16 protein-coding genes are annotated in these 19,882 nt (G+C 40.2%); 8 read left to right on the forward strand and 8 right to left on the reverse strand.

Annotation, left to right across the window (positions count from 1 at the left end):
• The first annotated feature begins 3 nt into the window (after positions 1 to 3).
• Together I6J02_RS01165 and I6J02_RS01170 are read left to right on the forward strand one after the other, a co-directional pair.
• On the forward strand, positions 4 to 1,551 hold the full coding sequence (locus tag I6J02_RS01165; RefSeq protein WP_201680029.1) for a SusD/RagB family nutrient-binding outer membrane lipoprotein: 1,548 nt from the start codon (positions 4 to 6) through the stop codon (positions 1,549 to 1,551).
• 93 nt (positions 1,552 to 1,644) lie between these two features.
• On the forward strand, positions 1,645 to 3,270 hold the full coding sequence (locus I6J02_RS01170) for an ABC-F family ATP-binding cassette domain-containing protein (RefSeq protein ID WP_201680030.1): 1,626 nt from the start codon (positions 1,645 to 1,647) through the stop codon (positions 3,268 to 3,270).
• Between the two features lie 148 nt (positions 3,271 to 3,418).
• Here I6J02_RS01170 and I6J02_RS01175 read toward each other — a convergent pair whose 3' ends face one another.
• The gene (locus tag I6J02_RS01175) at positions 3,419 to 3,619 is read right to left on the reverse strand and encodes a hypothetical protein (protein ID WP_201680031.1); all 201 of its coding nucleotides are present in this window, start codon (positions 3,617 to 3,619) and stop codon (positions 3,419 to 3,421) included.
• A 202-nt stretch (positions 3,620 to 3,821) separates the two neighbouring features.
• Between I6J02_RS01175 and I6J02_RS01180 the strand changes: the two genes are divergently transcribed.
• Positions 3,822 to 6,695 carry a TonB-dependent receptor gene (locus I6J02_RS01180; RefSeq protein WP_201680032.1) on the forward strand — a complete coding sequence of 958 codons (2,874 nt, stop codon included), beginning with the start codon at positions 3,822 to 3,824 and terminating at the stop codon, positions 6,693 to 6,695.
• Positions 6,696 to 6,769: 74 nt separating this feature from the next.
• Here I6J02_RS01180 and I6J02_RS01185 read toward each other — a convergent pair whose 3' ends face one another.
• The 5 genes from I6J02_RS01185 to holA form a co-directional block, all read right to left on the reverse strand.
• A complete protein-coding gene (locus I6J02_RS01185; protein ID WP_201680033.1) occupies positions 6,770 to 8,350 on the reverse strand; it encodes an MDR family MFS transporter in 1,581 nt (526 codons plus the stop codon).
• 2 nt (positions 8,351 to 8,352) lie between these two features.
• Positions 8,353 to 9,447, reverse strand: a complete 1,095-nt coding sequence (locus I6J02_RS01190) for an HlyD family secretion protein (protein ID WP_201680034.1) — start codon at positions 9,445 to 9,447, stop codon at positions 8,353 to 8,355.
• 5 nt (positions 9,448 to 9,452) lie between these two features.
• Positions 9,453 to 10,757 carry a TolC family protein gene (locus I6J02_RS01195; protein WP_201680035.1) on the reverse strand — a complete coding sequence of 435 codons (1,305 nt, stop codon included), beginning with the start codon at positions 10,755 to 10,757 and terminating at the stop codon, positions 9,453 to 9,455.
• Positions 10,747 to 11,364 carry a TetR family transcriptional regulator gene (locus I6J02_RS01200; protein WP_201680036.1) on the reverse strand — a complete coding sequence of 206 codons (618 nt, stop codon included), beginning with the start codon at positions 11,362 to 11,364 and terminating at the stop codon, positions 10,747 to 10,749. Before I6J02_RS01200 ends, I6J02_RS01195 begins: the two co-directional genes overlap by 11 nt.
• 379 nt (positions 11,365 to 11,743) lie before the next feature.
• Positions 11,744 to 12,748: a DNA polymerase III subunit delta gene (gene holA, locus I6J02_RS01205; protein ID WP_201680037.1), complete on the reverse strand. Its 1,005-nt coding sequence runs from the start codon at positions 12,746 to 12,748 to the stop codon at positions 11,744 to 11,746.
• A 96-nt stretch (positions 12,749 to 12,844) separates the two neighbouring features.
• Here holA and I6J02_RS01210 point away from each other — a divergent pair, with 96 nt between their 5' ends.
• The 5 genes from I6J02_RS01210 (at position 12,845) to I6J02_RS01230 (ending at position 17,914) form a co-directional block, all read left to right on the forward strand.
• A complete protein-coding gene (locus tag I6J02_RS01210; RefSeq protein ID WP_003010671.1) occupies positions 12,845 to 13,303 on the forward strand; it encodes a type I restriction enzyme HsdR N-terminal domain-containing protein in 459 nt (152 codons plus the stop codon).
• A 95-nt stretch (positions 13,304 to 13,398) separates the two neighbouring features.
• Entirely contained in the window at positions 13,399 to 14,097 is a 699-nt protein-coding gene (gene clpP, locus I6J02_RS01215; protein WP_002993743.1) for an ATP-dependent Clp endopeptidase proteolytic subunit ClpP, read from the forward strand.
• A gap of 4 nt (positions 14,098 to 14,101) precedes the next feature.
• Positions 14,102 to 15,352, forward strand: coding sequence for an ATP-dependent Clp protease ATP-binding subunit ClpX (gene clpX, locus I6J02_RS01220; protein WP_201680038.1), 1,251 nt, complete (start codon positions 14,102 to 14,104; stop codon positions 15,350 to 15,352).
• A gap of 335 nt (positions 15,353 to 15,687) precedes the next feature.
• On the forward strand, positions 15,688 to 16,503 hold the full coding sequence (locus I6J02_RS01225) for an AMP nucleosidase (RefSeq protein WP_002993736.1): 816 nt from the start codon (positions 15,688 to 15,690) through the stop codon (positions 16,501 to 16,503).
• Positions 16,504 to 16,549: 46 nt separating this feature from the next.
• Complete coding sequence (locus I6J02_RS01230) at positions 16,550 to 17,914, forward strand: pyridoxal-phosphate dependent enzyme (RefSeq protein WP_201680039.1); 1,365 nt, start codon at positions 16,550 to 16,552, stop codon at positions 17,912 to 17,914.
• Positions 17,915 to 17,974: 60 nt separating this feature from the next.
• Here the strand turns inward: I6J02_RS01230 and I6J02_RS01235 are convergent, their stop codons facing one another.
• Together I6J02_RS01235 and eno are read right to left on the reverse strand one after the other, a co-directional pair.
• Entirely contained in the window at positions 17,975 to 18,277 is a 303-nt protein-coding gene (locus I6J02_RS01235) for an FtsB family cell division protein (RefSeq protein WP_201680040.1), read from the reverse strand.
• Between the two features lie 121 nt (positions 18,278 to 18,398).
• Positions 18,399 to 19,700: a phosphopyruvate hydratase gene (eno, locus tag I6J02_RS01240; protein WP_201680041.1), complete on the reverse strand. Its 1,302-nt coding sequence runs from the start codon at positions 19,698 to 19,700 to the stop codon at positions 18,399 to 18,401.
• Between the last annotated feature and the right edge of the window lie 182 nt (positions 19,701 to 19,882).

A 19,882-nucleotide genomic window follows, 5' to 3' on the forward strand; every position in this document is an offset into this window, starting at 1 on the left:
TCCATGAAATTACTCAAATTCACATATACAGGTTTACTAGGTCTATCATTATTGATACTGGCTTCATGCTCAGATGAGAAATTTACAGAGATAAATACAAATCCGAATCTTCCGGCTAAAGTATCGACGACAAGTCTGCTGATATCCGCCCAGAAACAAACGATGGATGCTATCCGCAGTGAAGAGATCAACTACAGAGGGGCACAATTGTTTGCACAGTATTTTAGTCAGAATATTTATACCGATCCTTCCCGCTATCAGATACCGACAAGTTATTCGGATAATTTCTGGATCAAATCGTATAAAGCGCTCAATAATCTGAATGAGATTATCAAACTCAACACAGATGAAGCTACGCGTATCGGAGTGACGGCGAATAATGCGGGAACCAATACAAACCAGATCGCTATAGCACGCGTATTGAAGTCCTATCTTTTTCATTCGCTGACGGATGTATTCGGTGATATTCCCTACGAATCTTACGGTAACAAGGATGCTGATTTCCAGGCCTTACAACAAAGTCCGGACAATCTGACTCCCAAATATGCTACACAGGAAAAGATCTATAAAGATATTCTCAATGAACTGAAGCAGGCCGCAGACACCTTATTCAAATACAGCTCTGCCAACACATTCGGCACATCAGATAATATCTACAAAGGAAGCAATCAAAAATGGTATAAATTTGCAAACTCTTTACGCCTGCGTCTGGCAACACGTATAGCACTCAAAGATGCCGCATTATCCCGTACCCATATTGAAAGTGCGCTGGCACAAGGAGTATTCACATCGAATGATGACAATGCAGCCTTCAAATATTCATCAGCATCCCCAAATGAAGCTCCATTATACCGTGCTACAGTAATTGCAAACAGAAAGGATTTTGCCGTTTCTAATGTTATTATCGATGCCCTAAAAGGAATTCGCGGACCTTTTACAACTCCGGATCCGAGACTGGCTAAATATGCCAATCCAAATGCAAGTGGTGTATATAACGGACAAATCTACGGACTACCGCTCGAAGCAGGACAACTATTTCCGGAAAACACGATCTCATTACCGGGAACAATCATTAATGCAGCAAACTATGCGGAAGTATTACAGGAATACTCCGAAGTTGAGTTCCTGATTTCTGAATATAAAAACTGGGATCAGACAGCTTATGCTAACGGAGTAAAAGCTTCATTAACAAAATGGGGTGTAAATGATACAGATGCAGCCACATATCTTTCTGCATTACCGGCAGCTAACAAACAAAATGTACTGACTCAAAAATATCTGGCCCTTTACAATCAAGGTATAGAATCCTGGTCAGAAATACGCCGGACAGGATATCCCTTATTCCTGATCAAAAGCGGAGATCTGTTATGGACCGGTCTTGTAGGAGGTGTCACAAAAACCTACTACTTTACACCTGAAGTAGGTACGGCTATTCCAAACAGATTGGTATACCCGATCATTGAACAGAATACCAATAAAGCAAACTATCAGGATGCTTTAAAATCTCAGGGAGACGACGTCATTACCAATAAAATATGGTGGAATAAATAACGCCACACCCCATATGTTTAAGAGGATATTCCACACCGGTTTATCCTCTTTTTTATTACCCGTTTTTCTGGAAATAAACCGTATCTTTGCGCCATGATTAATGTGTCCAATCTTTCTCTTCGTTTCGGCAAACGTGTGCTGTTCGAAGATGTCAACCTTAAATTTACTGCTGGAAACTGCTACGGTATAATCGGTGCAAATGGTGCCGGAAAATCCACTTTCTTAAAGATTGTCTCCGGAGAGATCGATCCTTCAACAGGATCTGTAGCGTTCACTCCCGGTGAAAGAATGTCTGTATTGAAACAGAATCACTATGAGTTTGATAAATTTTCCGTCATTGAGACTATCCTGATCGGTAATCAGGAGCTCTACAAAATCATGAAGGAAAAAGATGCCATTTACTTAAAAGAAGATTTCACAGATGCAGATGGCGAGCGTGCCGGCGAACTGGAAAGTCTTTTTGCGGAAATGGACGGATGGAATGCCGAAAGTAATGCAGCAACCTTATTGAGTAACCTGGGGATTTCAGAAGACCTGCATTATAAATTGTTAGAAGAACTGGATGGTAATCAGAAAGTACGTGTGCTTTTGGCACAGGCTTTATTCGGAAAACCAGACATCCTGATTCTGGATGAGCCTACCAACGACCTGGACATCAACACCATTGCATGGTTAGAAGATTTTCTGGCAACTTATGAAGCAATCGTACTAGTCGTTTCTCACGACCGTCACTTTCTGGATGCCGTATGTACGCATATCGTAGATATTGATTTCAGCAAAATGACCATCTATACCGGTAACTATTCATTCTGGTATGAGTCTTCTCAACTGGTCCTGAAACAACGTACGGATCAAAATAAAAAGATGGAAGATAAAGTCAAGGAATTACAGGAATTTATCCGTCGTTTCTCGGCCAATGCATCTAAATCCAAACAGGCAACTTCCCGTAAGAAAGCTCTTGATAAAATCAATATAGAAGAGATTAAACCATCTAACCGTAAATATCCGGCTATCATGTTTAATCAGATGAACCGGGAACCGGGAGATCAGACTTTATCAGTAGAGGGTCTTGGCAAAACAGTCAGTGGAGAAGTATTCTTCAAAGACATTAATTTCATGATCAACAAAGGTGATAAGATTGCAGTCTTAGGACGCAATTCACTTGTTACTTCTGCATTTTACGATATCATCACCGGCCGTGATAAAGATTTTCAGGGCGAATTCAAATGGGGAATTACGATTACCCCGGCAGATATGCCAATAGAGAATGCTGAATTCTTTGATGGTAAGAATGACAACCTGATCGATTGGTTGAGAGAATACACGACTAATCCCGAAGCAGATGAACAGTTCCTTCGTGGATTTTTAGGCAAAATGCTATTCTCAGGAGAAGAAGTTCTTAAAAAGGCATCAGTCTTGTCCGGAGGTGAAAAAATGCGTTGTATGTTCTCCAGAATGATGCTTCAGGGAGCTAACTTTTTGATTTTCGACGAACCAACCAATCACCTGGATCTGGAATCTATTACCGCTTTAAACAACGGTTTGAAAGATTTCAAAGGATCTATGCTGTTTACCTCACGTGACCACGAATTGACAGAAACAGTAGCAAATCGTATCATAGAGCTGACTCCTAAAGGAATCATCGATAAGCTGATGACTTATGACGAATACATCAATAGCGAAGCCGTTCAGGCACAAAGAGCAGAGATGTACAGTTAATACATATTATACTTATTATTCGAGACACCTTACTTAAGTTAATTAAGTAAGGTGTTTTTGTATACACTCTTAGCGAACCCCTCCTCTCTCCTTTTCAAGGAGAGATCCCGATGTATCGGGAGAGAGGTTAAAAACTAAATCCGTTTGCTTATACCTTCATTAGCAGTATAAAAAACCTCTCCCTAACCCTCTCCTTTTTAAGGAGAGGGAACTTTTTAACGGAGCTTATCTCTCCTCCTTCCTTAGAAGCAAACTGAAGCTCCTTAGCGACCCCTTCTCTCTCCTTTCCAAGGAGAGATCCCGATGTATCGGGAGAGAGGTTAAAAACCAGATACGTTTGCTGCTCCACTCACCAACAGAGCAAAGAACAACTCCTTAATTCTTCCGACGAGTCAGAACAAGTTCTATTTAGGAGAGAGAACCCACACATCTTATAAAAAAAATAAAATACTGAAAAACAACCAATTACATACACAAACACAAATTAATTTGTAAAATAACATTCATCAAAATATATTTGTCTACTTATTCTATAGACTTTATAAAATTAAATGACAAAACTTCGACCTATCCTTTTTATTTTATTCCTCTTTACAGTGCAATCCGCATACAGTCAGGGCAATAATCTTATTGAATTATCCGGTCACATTATTGATCAGGAATCAAAACAACCTATCTCGGGAGTAACTGTACTCGTCGAAGGAACAGTCAACGGAACATCGACCAATGATAAAGGAGATTTCAAACTGACTACAAGAGCAAAATATCCGTTCAAACTTAAAGTCTCAGCAGTAGGATTCGCAGCGCGGACCTATGAAATCACCGGACCTGAATCCAATTTAAACCTCGAACTGCTCACACAGACTATATTGGGAAAAGAAGTCGTAGTCACTGCATCCCGGGTAGAAGAAAATATTCTTAAATCTCCGGTAGCTATCGAAAAATTAGATATACGGGCTATCCGTCAGTCTCCTGCTCCCAGTTTTTACGATGCTCTGGAAAATGTAAAAGGGGTTCAGATGACAACCTCCAGTATCACTTTTAAAATTCCGAATACCAGAGGGTTTAATATCCCGAACAATTTTCGTTTTGTACAACTGGCTGATGGAGTAGACATGCAGGCAGCGACTCTTGGTGTTCCACTTGGAAACGCTATCGGCCCTACAGAACTGGACATTGCCAGTATAGAGATCACTCCCGGAGCTTCATCTGCACTATATGGCATGAATGCCATTAACGGTATGGCCAATCTGCTCACAAAAAATCCCTTTTTATATCAGGGACTCAGTGTATACAGCAAAAACGGACTTAATCATACCGGAGGCACCGGACGGGAGCTGAGCAATCTAACTGAAAATGCAATCCGATACGCTAAAGCATTTAACAACAAATTTGCATTCAAAGTCAATCTCAGTTATTTGAGAGGAACAGATTGGTTATCTAATTCATATCAGGATCAAAATCCGAATAGCCTTGTAACCGCCAATCCTTCCTATCCGGAATTAGATGGCATTAATAATACAGCATATGATGGATGGAACATCTATGGTGATGAAAATAATAATGCAGTGACGGTATCAGGATTAACATACAACGGAAAATCCAATCAGTCTCTGATCGTCAGAAGAACCGGCTACAAAGAACAGGATTTATCCAAACCTACTGTAGAGAATCTCAAATTTGATGCTGCATTACACTACCGGCTAAGCGAAAATGCAGAATTATCCTACAGCTACCGTTTTGGGCGTATGGATGGTGTATTTCAAAGAGGAAACAAAATTCAGCTTGATAATGTAAGAGTTCAGAATCATAAACTGGAGTTAAAAGGAAGTGATTATAGCATCCGGACATATATATCTTCGGAGAATACCGGCGATTCATACAATATCAAACCTCTGGCGGATAATCTGGATCTTACCCACTTATCCAACAATGCCTGGAGAGATAAATTCAAAGCCTCTCTCCAAACACAGCTTAACAACGGAATTGCTTTGGCTGATGCAGCCCGTCAAGCACGTGCAGATGCAGATCTGGGACGTGTAGAAGCCGGAACAAAAGCTTTTGATGAACTCAAAAACACAATTATTGGGATCAACAACTGGGATCATACCAATGCAGGAGTATCAACCGGAACAAGTACCGGAGGTGCAAAACTCAAACAAATGAGCCGCACCTATCATGCAAACGGGCAATGGGATCTTTCCCGTCACGTAGAAGTGGTAGACATACTCTTAGGTGCAGATGCGACTATTTATGAAGTTATCCCGGACGGAAATAACTTCGTAGACTTCAAAAGACCTGTTGCCGAGCGTAATATCCCTTTGGAAAATGGTTCTTTCGGAGAAAATGTATACTATAAAAAATTCGGCGGATTCACTCAGGTAACCAAATCTCTGCTGGAAGAAAAGTTAAAGCTTTTTGCTTCCCTTCGTGTAGATTATAACCCCGAATTCAAAGCTAAATTTAACCCACGCTTTGCAGCAGTATACACACTTGCAGAAAAACACAATTTCAGAGCTTCTTTCCAGAACGGCTTCCGTTTCCCTGCACTCTTTGAGGCTCTTTCTTTTGTCAACAACGGAAATGTACGTCGTGTGGGCGGTCTTTCTTATATAAATGAGGGCTTGGGCTACCTGGACAATTCGTATACTCTGGCCTCCGTTAACAATTTCAATGCAGCAGTGAATAAGGATGTCGCAGGAGGATTAACAGCAAATGATGCTGCATTAAAGAATAAAGAACTTCTGACCGCCACCGACTTGAAAGCCACTGATCCCGAGCGCATTACTTCTTTCGAAATCGGCTACAAAAGCGTTATCCTGGATAATAAACTGGCTATTGACTGGGATATCTACAGCAATGTATATAACGGTTTCTTAGGACAGGTAGAGGTAGCCGTACCGTCAACAGATCGCATCACTACAGATGCTTCTGTAATCGATATGCTGGCCGCCAATCGTGCTAAACAAACCCGTTACAGAGTATATACCAATGCAAAAAACAGCTATAACAACTATGGAAGTTCATTAGGATTGACATACAATTTTTACGAAAAGTATACCCTTTCCGGAAATATTAATTACAGTGCCATCACTGAAAATAAAGAGAAAGACATATTCGTCACCGGCTTTAATACGCCCAAATGGGCAACCAATCTTTCTTTTGGTAACAGAGAGATACTCCCAAATTTCGGATTCAATATTGTATGGAAATGGCAGGATGCATTTGACTGGGAGAGTCCGCTCGTCAATGCAAGAGTAAATGCTTACAGCAACATCGATGCACAGGTAAGCTACAGAGTTGGAAAAGCAACCATAAAAGCAGGTGGAAGTAACATCTTTAACAAGCACTACATTCAGTATGCCGGAGGTCCTACACTTGGAGCCTTGTATTATACGGCTATTACTTTTGACAATATTTTATAGCACTTAATGATCTCCTCATAATTGGTTTATTCAAAGAAAGGCTTTCCCCTCCCCGGGGAAAGACCTTTATGTTATTAGTGAACATTGGACATATCCACTTTATTTTTACCTTGTTTAATTGTCAGTACAAAAGGTACACAAATCAGAAAAACAATTCCCAGATACAGAAATACATCCATATAAGAGAGTACTGCAGCTTGCTTGGTGACTGAAAGATCGAGAAGCTGATGCGCTTTAGCTAACGCTTCATTGGAACTGAATCCCTTAGACATAAAATTAGCCTGCATCTGCTGTATACGCTGCTGCACTTCAAAACTGCTGGAGTCCAGATGCGAAATCAGATCTACCCGGTGTTTTTGTGAATCTCTGGATATAAAAGTTGTGATCAAGGCTATACCGAAGGATCCGCCCAACTGACGCATCATCCCTGTAAATGCAGCCCCCTCTCCAATCGCTTTTCCCTGTAAAGTAGATAGAGATAAAGTCATCACCGGTACAAATAATAATCCCAGACCTACTCCCCGTATAATCAGCGGCCAGAACATATGCTCTGATCCTGTGTCATTCGTCAGTATACCATACATGAAAAATGAGAACCCGAAAAATATACACAAACCAACTGCAACCATATATTTTTGTGGTAAGCCAGCCTGAATCATTTTTCCTATAAACGGCATCATCAAACCGGTCATAATCGAACTCGGGATCAGTAACAATCCAGCATCCGTGGCAGACCAGCCCAGAATAGACTGCGTGTAGATAGGGATAATAAAGGTGGACCCGAACAAACCAAATCCCAGAATGAAACTCATAATAGTTCCCACCTGTAGATTTTTATCTTTCAGTACCCGAAGATTGACAATCGGATTCTTGTATGTCAATTCGCGCCAGATAAAGAAAAACAACCCAAAGAAAGATAAGATCGACAAAGTGACAATCGTACGATTCTCAAACCAGTCGTCCTGCTGTCCATGTTCAAGCACATACTGCAGCGATCCAATAAACATAATCAGAAAGACCACACCCCACCAATCCACTTCACTTGCAGACTGTTTCTTACCATATTTGGGACTTCTGACGAAAGATAAGGTTAAAAGTGTCGCGATAATACCCAAAGGCACATTGATATAAAATATATACGGCCACGAATATTCATCTACGATATATCCACCCAACGGAGGACCTAAGGTCGGTCCCACAATGACACCCATACCGTAGATGGCCTGTGCCATACTTCTTTTCTCCGGAGGATAACTCTCTGTGATAATCGTCTGTGCAGTTACCAGAAGCGCACCTCCACCCATACCCTGAATAAACCTGAAGAAAACAAGTTCCCAGATATTGGTTGCATTACCACATAAAAAGGAAGCAACCGTAAAAATAATAATGGATGCTGCGAAATAGTTTCGTCGGCCGAACTGTTGCGAAAGCCAGCTGGTCATCGGGATTACAATTACATTGGCGATAGCATAAGCTGTAATCACCCATGCAACATCTGTCAACGTAGCGCCCAGGGAGCCCTTCATGTCATTCAAGGCTACATTGACAATAGTCGTATCCACAATTTCCAGCAAGGCACATAATACAGCTGTAATCGTAATGACTACGCGACGGAAACCATATTCAACCAGACTATCCTGTTGTAATGTTTCCATATCTATTTTACATGAACGTCAACGTCCGCATTCATTCCCGGACGCAATAATGCGATTTTATCACTTGTATTTTTATCGGTTAATCTGATCTTGACAGGAAGACGTTGTACCGTCTTCACAAAGTTACCGGTCGCATTATCCGGAGGCAATAAAGAGAAACGGGATCCTGTAGCCGGAGAGAAAGAGTTGATTTCACCTTCAAATTCTGTATCCGGAAAAGCATCAATTTTAATAGTTACTTTCTGACCGGGACGCATTTTATTCAGCTGCGTTTCCTTAAAATTGGCCACCACCCAGGTTTCACTGTTGTCAACAATATAAAACAACGATTGTCCCGGATTAATCATCTGTCCGGGTTGAATTTTGATATTCGATACCTGACCATCTACAGACGCAACTACAGTAGTATAGGAAAGACTTAAATTGGCGGCATCAAGAACCGCTTTTGCACGTTCAATATTCGCCTGTGCAACGGAAGTTTGCTTAGAAGCAACCGTGGTCTTACTCACAACCGCGTTACGCTGAGATGTACTTGCATTACGTTGTTGTTGCAGAATCTCAACCTGTTTCTCTGCTTCCAGCTTGGCTGTCAAAGCCTGCTCGTATTGTTGTTTGGTAATAGAATGATTGTTATACAGATTTGAATACCGTACGTAATCGTTATTAGCTTGTTCAGCACGTATTTTGGCCGCATCTACACTCCCTACATTAGATTTTATACTCGCATCAGAGATGGCTACATTAGCAGAAGAAGCAAAAACATCTGCTTTGGATACTTCCAGAGAACTCTCTGCAGCCAGTAAAGCCGCCTGAGCTTCCTGTACTTTCACCAGGTAATCCTGAGGTTCAATTGTAAACAATGTATCTCCTTTTTTCACGATGTCATTGTCTTTAACAAACACTTTTGACACATATCCGCCTACACGAGGGATAATAGGACTCATATTTTTGTCTACCTGCGCATCATCTGTCGTCTCATGAGCCTGGCCGTGTAAATATTTATATGTACCGTATCCACCTCCCAGCAGTACAAGAACCACCAGGATGATGACAAATTTTTTATTTGATTTTTTACCTTCTTTATTATTAGTTTCCATAACGATTATTTCTGATTGATTTCTCCATTAGTCAATAGTAGATCATAATACTTCTCTACTGTATTTGCTTTTCCGATAGCCAGATTGATTCTGCTTTGCAGTTGTTGTACGTCAGCCTCCAGCAGATCATCCGTATCTGCCACACCGTTATCATATTTATCTTTTACGATTCTGAAGTTTTCATTGGCCTGATCTACCGCCTGTACGTATACCCTGTCCTGCGCTTTTGCCAGCTCATAATTTTCATTAGCCTGCTGTACCTGTACTTTGATCTGATCATTCAGCAAGCTCATATTATCTTCTACCTCACGAACCTTATTGCGGGCAACATTTACATTCTTTTTATTTTTATACAGTGAACTGATATCGTAAGACACTCCTACACCTACATTCATAGCATTCTTCACTGTAATTACATTTTTCACATCCATAGCTGTGTAGCCACCTGTTGCAAACAAAGTCGGATAGTTAGCAGCTTTAGCGATTTTCACCTGATTCAGGGCTACATCATGCTGTGCTTCTGCAGCTTTAAGATCCGAACGATGAGCCACAGCAGTTTCCATAGAAGCGTGAAGATTTGAAACATTGCCTGTTTCCAGCTCTATCTGTGCAAATTCAGTCTGTTCATCCAGTTTCAGAAAATTTGCCAGTTGATAGTTCATCACTTTCACATTTTTCTGAGCTTCCTGTTGTGCTACCAGATAATTAGACAATTGTAATTCAGCCTTCAACAGATCATTACGGGCAATCACTCCATTCGTTTCCATAGCTTTAAAATCCTCTACACGCTGTCTGGCACGTTTGATATTTTCTTCAATCAGCAGATTAGTCTGCTGTGCCTTATACAAGTTCAGATACAAGGACAATGCCCGCTTGGAAAGCTGATCCTTTGTTGCCTGTGCTGACCATTGTTCAGCCTTCAATGCATTTTCTGAAGCGTGAATACTTTCCGTAATCTTACCTCCGGTGTAGATCGGCATATTGATCGTTGCTCTCCCCAGCATAAGCTGATTAGCTTTAATATCAGGTGCACCTCCCTCTCCCCCGAGTGGGATATGGAAATTGATATCCGGAGTTGTCATCAACATGTACTGACCACTTAATTGTGCTTCCGGCAACTGACTGTTTTTTGCAGATTGTACTTCTAACCTGCGGCTTTCGATTTTGGTATCCGATAAGTGGGCTTCTGTGCTTTGCGTACTGGCCAATTGTATAATTTCAGCCAGTGTCATCTTACGTTTTTCCTGAGAAAACCCATCCAGATGAGCAAACACTAAAAGTGCACCCAAACCCAATAATTTAATTTTCATATGTGAGTAGTGCTTTAATATTCTTTTGTAAATAATGAATCAGTTCTGTCTCAATGTAATTGGAATACTCTTCTTCCGAATCCATATTCAGTGCTGATTTGAGAAATAAATAGTTCATTTGAAAATTCATAAATGTACCCATCAGTGTTGCATGAATATGGATATAACTATTTCCGGGCTGGAAAACCCCTTTATCCACTCCATCCTGAACAACTTCTTCAATTACACGCAGATTGTGGTATTTAAGCTCCTGAAATGATTCCGAAAGCAGCAGCTTACGTTTGATCGTCGACTCCACTGCTATTACCTGATATAAACCACGGTTACAGTTCATAGATTTGACGTACAGCTCAATCATCTTGTCTACTTTTTCCATCGGAGATGAAATATCCTTCAAACTTTCGCCATTCATTTTAAAATTCTCCACGCGTACATTGATCAGTGTATCCAGCAGCCCCTCTTTTGATCCGAAGTAATAATTGATCATAGCCACATTTACGTTGGCTTCGCTGGCAATATCCCGAACGGAAGTCCCGTCAAAACCCTTTATCGAAAAAAGATTCTCGGCGACATTCAGTATTTCCAGTTGCTTTTCGTTTATCTCCATGATAAGACATTTATTTTTGACGGGCCAAAATTAAACAAACGTTTAATTTAAACAAATGTTTAAATTATATTTTTTGCATAGATGACATTGAAATGAAAAATAAGACATCACAGGATTTCGTAAACATCTTTCTGCCATTTAATTATGATCACATAAATAGTTTGCTATGGAAAATCAGATAGCTTGTCAGCTACAATTTTGCAGGTAGGAAACCAGCACTATATTAAAGGTAAAGCGGGTAAAGTAGAGCTATCCTGACCACAGGAATAACTTATGTTGCCGTTGAGGGCAGCAACAAACCCTGAATAAAGGTTGAAAAGTATAATTAAAGCATTTAATAATAAGCTATGCCGGCATCAGTTGACACCACAGTCCATTATTAATTTAATATATTAAAGATCATCTCTCTCAGAATATCATCCGTACCCGTATTACTGCCTACATTCATTCCTTTTGATTTGAGATCTGCTTCTTTCAAATGGTTTATAATATCGAATGCCTTACGACGGTTGTAATTCCGCGCTGCAATCTCATATTCTTTTATAAAAAAGGGATGAACCCCCAGTTCCTTGGCAGCAGCAGATTTATCCGGAAGATAATGATACTTTAATACTTTTGTAAAGTAACCGCCCATTGCCCCCAATACGACTACTAACGGATTATTCTTGGGGTTAGCAGCAAAATAATCGACAATCTGGTACGCTTTCAGCGCATTGCGCTTCGCCAGAGCCGTATTCAGTTCAAACACATTAAAATCTTTGGATATCCCGATATTTCGTTCGATATCTCCTGCTCCTATTTCCGTAGACTTTGGCACATTCAGCATCAGTTTATCGAGCTCATTAGATACCTTGGAAAGATCTGTTCCTAAATATTCAGCCATCATTGCTGCAGCCTGCGGATGAATGGACCAGCCATGATCCTTCACATAAGAAGTAATCCAGCCAGCCACTTTATCTTCATAAAGCTTGTTAGACTCTACAACTTCACCGGTCTTTTCAATAGCCTTATAAAGTTTTTTACGCTTATCAAATTTGCCGTATTTATAGTTGAATACCAGCACGGTACTAGGCGTAAGATGCTCCACATAGTTTAGCAAGAGCTCCTCCCCCTGCTTCCACTTCAGATCCTGAGCTTCTTTGATCAGGATAACCTGATGATCACTCAACATCGGATAACGCTTTGCCGCATTCACTATAGTGATAAAGTCCGTGTCTTTGCCGTACAGGATCGTCTGATCAAATCCTTTCTGTGCATCATCCAGCACCGAACTTTCAATAGTATCGCTGATCAGATCAATAAAGTAAGGTTCCTCCCCGTGTAAAAGATAAACGGGTTTGAGTTTTTTATTTTTGATATCCGAAAGAATAGGACTAACATTCATACCCAACAAAAATACAAATTAATTCCCCTTCCCTTTGTTATAACTTTTAAGAATTTGAAGGATTTACGATTTACAACAGATTTCGTATCTTTGCACATGTTTACACCCATTCCCTTAAATTTACCACCTTTTTCTGCTAAACTATCGAGGGAAAACGACATCATATTCATTTATGACGAGTTACGTAAAAAAAAGCTGGTACTGACACCGGAAGAATGGGTAAGACAACATTGGATCAATTATTTACATCAGGAAAAGAAATATCCAAAATCCTTGATGAAAACGGAAGGAGGACTTAAATTGAATACCCTCCAGAAGAGAAGTGATTTGCTTATTTACAACAATAAAGGAGAAAAGATATTACTGGCTGAATTCAAAGCTCCTCATGTAAAGATTACACAATCTGTGTTCGAGCAGATTGCAAATTACAATACCGTACATCAAATCCCGTTATTGTTAGTAAGTAATGGATTGGATCATTTCTATTGTAAAATTAGTTTTGAGACAAAATCTTACGAATTTTTAAAGGATTTGCCGGACTATTTCGTCATCTGACTTAATTGTTGGCTGGATGTAAAACATAAGGTGCAACATATACAACTTTTAAAATATAGTTTTATATTCGTCTTAATAAAAGGAAAATTAATATTATGAACATAGATAAAAACGAATTCAGAAAATATGCTATCAAGCATCACCGTATCGGAAGCCAACATGTGGACAGCTTCATTTCACGTGTTCAACAAAATATGCCCACTAACCTGACTCCCTACATTGTAGAAGAACGTCAGCTAAATGTGGCACAAATGGACGTATTCTCCAGATTAATGATGGACCGCATCATCTTTTTGGGAGATGCTGTTACCGATCAGGTTGCTAATATTATTCAGGCACAATTATTATTTCTTCAGTCTACGGATGCGCAACGTGATATACAGATCTATATCAATTCACCGGGAGGTAGTGTATATGCCGGATTAGGAATATATGATACAATGCAATATATCTCTCCGGACGTAGCTACAATATGTACTGGTATGGCCGCTTCAATGGGAGCTGTATTATTAGTAGCCGGAGCCAAAGGTAAGCGCGCAGCGTTGAAACATTCACGTGTCATGATCCACCAGCCATCAGGCGGTGCTCAGGGCGTTGCTGCAGATATGGAAATCAATCTTCGTGAGATGCTTAAGCTGAAAGAAGAGCTTTATACTATCATTGCAGAGCATTCAGGTCAGTCGTACGAATGGGTAGAAAAATCTTCTGACCGTGACTACTGGATGAGAGCTGCAGAAGCAAAAGAATTTGGAATGGTAGACGAAGTATTGTCTTCCAAAAAAGAAATCAAATAGATAAATGAGCAAAAATAACACAAAAGATATTCGCTGTTCGTTTTGTGGCATCAGTAAAAATGATGCCCAAATGCTGATTGCCGGAGACGGCGCTCACATCTGTGACCGCTGTGTCATGCAGGCCAATGAAATATTGGCTGAAGAGCTGAAGCAACGCAAGAGCAAATCTTTACAGACTGCTTTAAAACTAATCCGCCCGCTGGAAATCAAACAGCATCTTGATCAATACGTTATTGGTCAGGATGATGCTAAAAAAGTGATTTCGGTTGCGGTATACAATCATTATAAACGTCTGAATCAAAAAATAGATAAAGACGATATTGAGATTGAAAAGTCAAACCTGATCATCGTAGGGGAAACAGGAACCGGAAAAACACTATTGGCAAAGACAGTAGCTAAAATTTTGAATGTACCGTTCAGCATCGTAGATGCTACAGTACTGACAGAAGCTGGCTATGTGGGTGAAGATGTGGAAAGTATACTGACGCGTTTATTACAGGCAGCAGACTATGACGTAGCTGCCGCCGAACGTGGTATTATTTATATCGATGAAATCGATAAGATAGCACGTAAAAGCGATAATCCGTCCATCACAAGGGATGTATCCGGTGAAGGTGTACAGCAGGCGCTGTTAAAAATATTAGAAGGAACAGTGGTCAATGTACCGCCTCAGGGAGGACGTAAACACCCGGATCAGAAAATGATTGCTGTCAATACCAGTAATATCCTGTTTATTTGCGGGGGAGCTTTTGACGGTATTCAGAAAAAGATCGCAAACCGCCTGAGAACACAGACAGTAGGTTACAAAATGAGAGAAGACGAACAGGAGATTGACTTAAACAATCTGTATAAGTACATCACTCCTCAGGATCTGAAAAACTTTGGTTTGATTCCTGAACTGATCGGCCGTCTTCCTGTATTGACCTATTTAAATCCGTTGGACAAGGAAACGTTGTTAAGCATCCTGACGGAACCAAAAAATGCATTGATCAAACAGTATAAAAAACTGTTTAACTATGAAGGTATCGAGTTAGAGTTCGATAAAAATGTCTATCAGTTTATCGTGGACAAAGCAGATGAATTCAAATTAGGAGCCAGAGGATTAAGGGCCATATGCGAAGCAATTATGCTGGATGCGATGTTCGAAATTCCGACTTCAAGAGAAGACATTACCGACAATACATTGCACATTACGCTAGACTACGCCAAACAAAAATTTGAAAAGTCAGACATCAAAAAACTGCATGTCGCGTAACTAAAAGATATAAGGCTCTCCATTGAGGAGAGCCTTGTTTATATTCGGTTCCAATCCGCTTATTACACAATACTGACAACAGTAGATCAGCGCAATGCCGGCCTACATTGGTCATAGCCCAACAGTTTCTTATCTGCTATAACTATTGCTCATGAATACAATCCGACACAGATGTATTCCGGGCAGATGCAGTCGCACACAAAAGTTCTTTTACAGCACTTTAACAGAAAGTTAAACGGATATGCTTATACTTGCTGATCGTTCTTCTCCAATCGGCAGGATAGCGTGTATCCGGTTTTCAGATATATAAAATAACACCTATTAATAAAATTGTTATGAGCAAAAACAAAGAAGAAAACAGCCCGGTAAAAGCCGGACTTAAATCAAAAGAAGATATCGTACACAACTGGCTTCCTCGTTATACAGGAAGACCTCTTGATGAATTTGGAGAGTATATTTTGTTAACCAATTTTTCAAAATATCTGCATATTTTTTCCGAAATGCATGATAATGCACCAATCTACGGCACAGATAAACCGATGCAATCGGTGACTGCAGCCGGTATAACGATCATCAATTTCGGAATGGGCAGCCCCATGGCAGCAACAATAATGGATCTGTTGTCAGCCATTGCACCAAAGGCCGTATTATTCCTTGGAAAAGCAGGAGGCTTGAAAAAGAAGAATAAGATCGGTGACCTTGTACTCCCTATTGCCGCAATACGGGGCGAAGGAACATCAAACGATTACTTTCCGCCTGAAGTACCCGCTCTGCCGGCATTTGCTTTACAGAAGGCAATATCCACCACGATACGGGATCATTCACGTGACTACTGGACTGGGACAGTATATACCACCAACAGACGTGTATGGGAACATGAAAAATCGTTTAAGAAATACCTCAAATCTATACGCGCAATGTGTGTAGATATGGAGACTGCAACTATATTTAGCGTAGGCTTTGCCAATAAAATCCCTACAGGAGCATTATTGTTGGTATCTGATCAACCGATGATCCCTGAAGGGGTAAAAACGGAAGAAAGCGACGTATCTGTAACTGCTAATTATGTACAAACGCATCTTCTGATCGGGATTGATTCTCTGAAACAGCTGATCAATAATGGTTTAACAGTGAAACACCTGCAGTTCTAATCCCCTCAACGGAAAAGACTACCTTTGCATAAACAAATAAAACAGTATGTGGTATAACAATATTTTGGAAACAATAGGAAATACACCTCTTGTTAAACTGAATAAAGTCACTAAGCACCTCAAGGGTACAATCCTGGCTAAAATAGAGACAACAAATCCAGGCAACTCTATCAAAGATCGCATGGCAATCAAAATGATAGAGGATGCCGAAAAAGCAGGATTACTAAAACCGGGCGGCACCATCATCGAAGGAACATCCGGAAATACCGGAATGGGCTTGGCTATGGCGGCTGTCGTAAAAGGATACCGTTGTATCTTTACCACTACGGATAAACAGTCCAAAGAGAAAATTGATGCACTTCGTGCATTCGGCGCTGAAGTAATTGTATGCCCTACTAACGTTGAACCTGAAGATTCCCGCTCCTACTATTCTGTTTCGAGCAGATTGCAAAAGGAAGTACCCAATGCATGGAAGGCTAATCAATACGACAACCCCTCCAATGCACAGGCTCATTATGAGACCACAGGACCTGAGATATGGGAACAAACGGAAGGAAAGATCACGCATCTGATCGTCGGAGTAGGAACCGGTGGAACTATATCGGGAACAGCCCGATATCTCCGGGAGAAAAATCCGGATCTGAAAGTTTGGGGTATCGATACCTACGGATCTGTTTTTAAGAAATACAAGGAAACAGGAATATTCGATAAAAACGAGATATACCCTTATATCACGGAAGGTATAGGTGAAGATTTTCTTCCTGAAAATGTGGACTTCAGCGTCATCGATCTGTTTGAAAAAGTAACAGACAAAGATGCTGCACTTCAGACCAGAGATCTGGCCCGAAAAGAAGGCATATTTGCCGGGAACTCGGCAGGAGCTGCTGTTGCAGGACTCCTGCAGCTGGGAGCATCTCTAAAGGATGAAGATGTAGTTGTGGTTATCTTCCATGATCACGGGTCCCGTTATATGGGTAAGATGTACAATGAAGACTGGTTACGTGAACGCGGGTTTCTGAAAGATGAAAAATTAACGGCTCTGACTATTCTGAAAAAACGGGAAACACAGGACATTGTAACAGCAGATGTTGACCAGACAGTGATTGAAACATTCAACACCATGAAAACATTGAATATTTCCCAGATACCTGTTACACAGCAGGGAATGGTTGTCGGAAAGATAACAGAGTCTGATATTTTGTCGGCACTTCTGGAAAATCCATCCACCAAATCCGCAAAAGTGCAAAGCATCAGTACAAAGCCTTTTCCATTTGTAGATCTTAATGCCTCTATAGACAAAATTTCGGCCTTGATCAATAAGGATTCTCAGGCAGTATTAGTGGAGGATGAATACGGAAGAATCAATATCATTACGCAATATGATATTATCAATGCTATATCTGAGGGATAATCAGTATATCTTTTATCAACAAGAAGGGGTATCTGAAATCAGATACCCCTTGTCTTTATATTATTTTTTCTCAGCTTCCTTTTCAAGGATAATGTAGACATCTTCATTATCTTTTTTCATTTGATAGCGTTCCCGTGCTATACGTTGAATCTCACTGGGATTATTCTGTACATCCTTAATAGTCTGCTGAATACCAGCTATCTCCTTCTCATAGTATGCCTTTTCTTTTTCCAGATTAGACTTTTCTTTCTGATAACTGTATTGCGTACTGAAATCATTTCGGTCAAAGAATAACATCCATACCACAAAAGCTACACCTGCAAGCAGGTATTTATTTCGGATAACGTACAAAAATCTTTCCATATGCCAAAAGTACAAACTATTACCTATTAATTTCTAACAAGCTAAAATTAAAGTAATTTTCTGAAAATAAAAAAGAGACTATCGAAATAGTCTCTTTCTATATTAACATTGCTGTTAATGTTTATTTTTTCTTGATTGCGTATTTGAAATCTTTACCAATGAAACGGGCATTTGCACCCAATTCTTCTTCGATACGCAACAATTGATTGTATTTTGCGATCCTGTCAGAACGTGAAGCTGAACCTGTCTTAATCTGGCCACAATTTAACGCAACTGCTAAATCTGCAATAGTTGTATCTTCAGTTTCTCCTGAACGGTGAGACATTACAGAAGTATATCCGCTGGTCTGAGCAAGAGATACCGCATTGATAGTCTCTGTTAACGATCCGATCTGGTTCACTTTTACAAGGATAGAATTACCAGTATGCTGATCGATACCTTGTTGAAGACGTTTAGTATTGGTTACGAACAAATCATCACCAACCAGCTGAACACGGTCACCGATTTTATCTGTTAACAATTTCCATCCTTTCCAGTCATCCTCAGCCATACCATCTTCAATAGAGATAATAGGATACTTCTCTGTCAATTCAGCAAGGTAATCTACTTGTTGTTCGATAGTACGTACAGCACCTTTAGAACCTTCAAATTTTGTATAATCGTATTTGTTGCTTTTGAAGAACTCAGAAGAAGCACAGTCTAAAGCTAAACAGATATCTTTACCTGGTTTGTAACCTGCAGCAGAGATCGCTTTTAATACCGTCTCTATAGCATCTTCAGTACCTTCAAATGTAGGAGCAAAACCACCTTCATCACCTACAGCAGTAGATAATCCTCTGTCGTGAAGAATTTTCTTCAAATTGTGGAATACTTCCGTTCCCCAACGCAAAGCTTCAGAGAATGAAGGCGCACCAACCGGCATAATCATAAATTCCTGAAAAGCAATAGGAGCATCAGAGTGAGAACCACCGTTGATGATATTCATCATCGGGATAGGCAATGTATTTGCATTGACACCACCTACATAACGGTAAAGAGGTTGTCCGCTTTCCTGTGCAGCAGCTTTAGCTACAGCCAGAGAAACACCAAGGATAGCATTAGCTCCCAGTTTACCTTTATTCTCTGTTCCGTCAAGATCAATCATTAACTTGTCGATTGCATTCTGCTCGAATACATCTACACCTTCCAAGGCTTTCGCAATCTTAGTGTTTACGTTTTCAACAGCTTTAAGAACACCTTTACCCAAGTATTTTTTCTTATCGCCATCACGCAATTCTACAGCTTCATGCGCACCGGTAGAAGCACCCGAAGGTACAGCAGCACGACCAGTAAAACCATTTTGTGTAGTTACATCTACTTCAATTGTAGGATTTCCGCGCGAATCCAAAATCTGACGCGCTCTAACATCAATAATTAAACTCATTGTTATTTTTTTCTGGTTGTATGATTATCTTCAAATAAAAATCAGCACTAAGTGTACAAAGTACACTTTTTATGCTTTCTCATTTATATACAACCAAATATAACTAAAATATGCTTCTTAGAAAATTATTTGGGAGAGATTTAAATAAAAAAAGCAAGACAGGAGGGCTGTCTTGCTAAACA

This window comes from Sphingobacterium spiritivorum (assembly GCF_016725325.1).
Classification (GTDB): domain Bacteria; phylum Bacteroidota; class Bacteroidia; order Sphingobacteriales; family Sphingobacteriaceae; genus Sphingobacterium.

Excerpts from the sequence above, each read along its gene's own strand:
- I6J02_RS01180 (WP_201680032.1), top strand. The coding sequence starts at position 3,822 with ATGACAAAACTTCGACCTATCCTTTTTATTTTATTCCTCTTTACAGTG.
- I6J02_RS01210 (WP_003010671.1), top strand. The coding sequence starts at position 12,845 with ATGTTTACACCCATTCCCTTAAATTTACCACCTTTTTCTGCTAAACTA.
- I6J02_RS01170 (WP_201680030.1), top strand. The coding sequence starts at position 1,645 with ATGATTAATGTGTCCAATCTTTCTCTTCGTTTCGGCAAACGTGTGCTG.
- holA (WP_201680037.1), bottom strand. The coding sequence starts at position 12,748 with ATGAATGTTAGTCCTATTCTTTCGGATATCAAAAATAAAAAACTCAAA.
- I6J02_RS01200 (WP_201680036.1), bottom strand. The coding sequence starts at position 11,364 with ATGGAGATAAACGAAAAGCAACTGGAAATACTGAATGTCGCCGAGAAT.
- I6J02_RS01165 (WP_201680029.1), top strand. The coding sequence starts at position 4 with ATGAAATTACTCAAATTCACATATACAGGTTTACTAGGTCTATCATTA.
- I6J02_RS01225 (WP_002993736.1), top strand. The coding sequence starts at position 15,688 with ATGAGCAAAAACAAAGAAGAAAACAGCCCGGTAAAAGCCGGACTTAAA.
- clpX (WP_201680038.1), top strand. The coding sequence starts at position 14,102 with ATGAGCAAAAATAACACAAAAGATATTCGCTGTTCGTTTTGTGGCATC.
- I6J02_RS01185 (WP_201680033.1), bottom strand. The coding sequence starts at position 8,350 with ATGGAAACATTACAACAGGATAGTCTGGTTGAATATGGTTTCCGTCGC.
- clpP (WP_002993743.1), top strand. The coding sequence starts at position 13,399 with ATGAACATAGATAAAAACGAATTCAGAAAATATGCTATCAAGCATCAC.
- I6J02_RS01195 (WP_201680035.1), bottom strand. The coding sequence starts at position 10,757 with ATGAAAATTAAATTATTGGGTTTGGGTGCACTTTTAGTGTTTGCTCAT.
- eno (WP_201680041.1), bottom strand. The coding sequence starts at position 19,700 with ATGAGTTTAATTATTGATGTTAGAGCGCGTCAGATTTTGGATTCGCGC.
- I6J02_RS01235 (WP_201680040.1), bottom strand. The coding sequence starts at position 18,277 with ATGGAAAGATTTTTGTACGTTATCCGAAATAAATACCTGCTTGCAGGT.
- I6J02_RS01230 (WP_201680039.1), top strand. The coding sequence starts at position 16,550 with ATGTGGTATAACAATATTTTGGAAACAATAGGAAATACACCTCTTGTT.
- I6J02_RS01190 (WP_201680034.1), bottom strand. The coding sequence starts at position 9,447 with ATGGAAACTAATAATAAAGAAGGTAAAAAATCAAATAAAAAATTTGTC.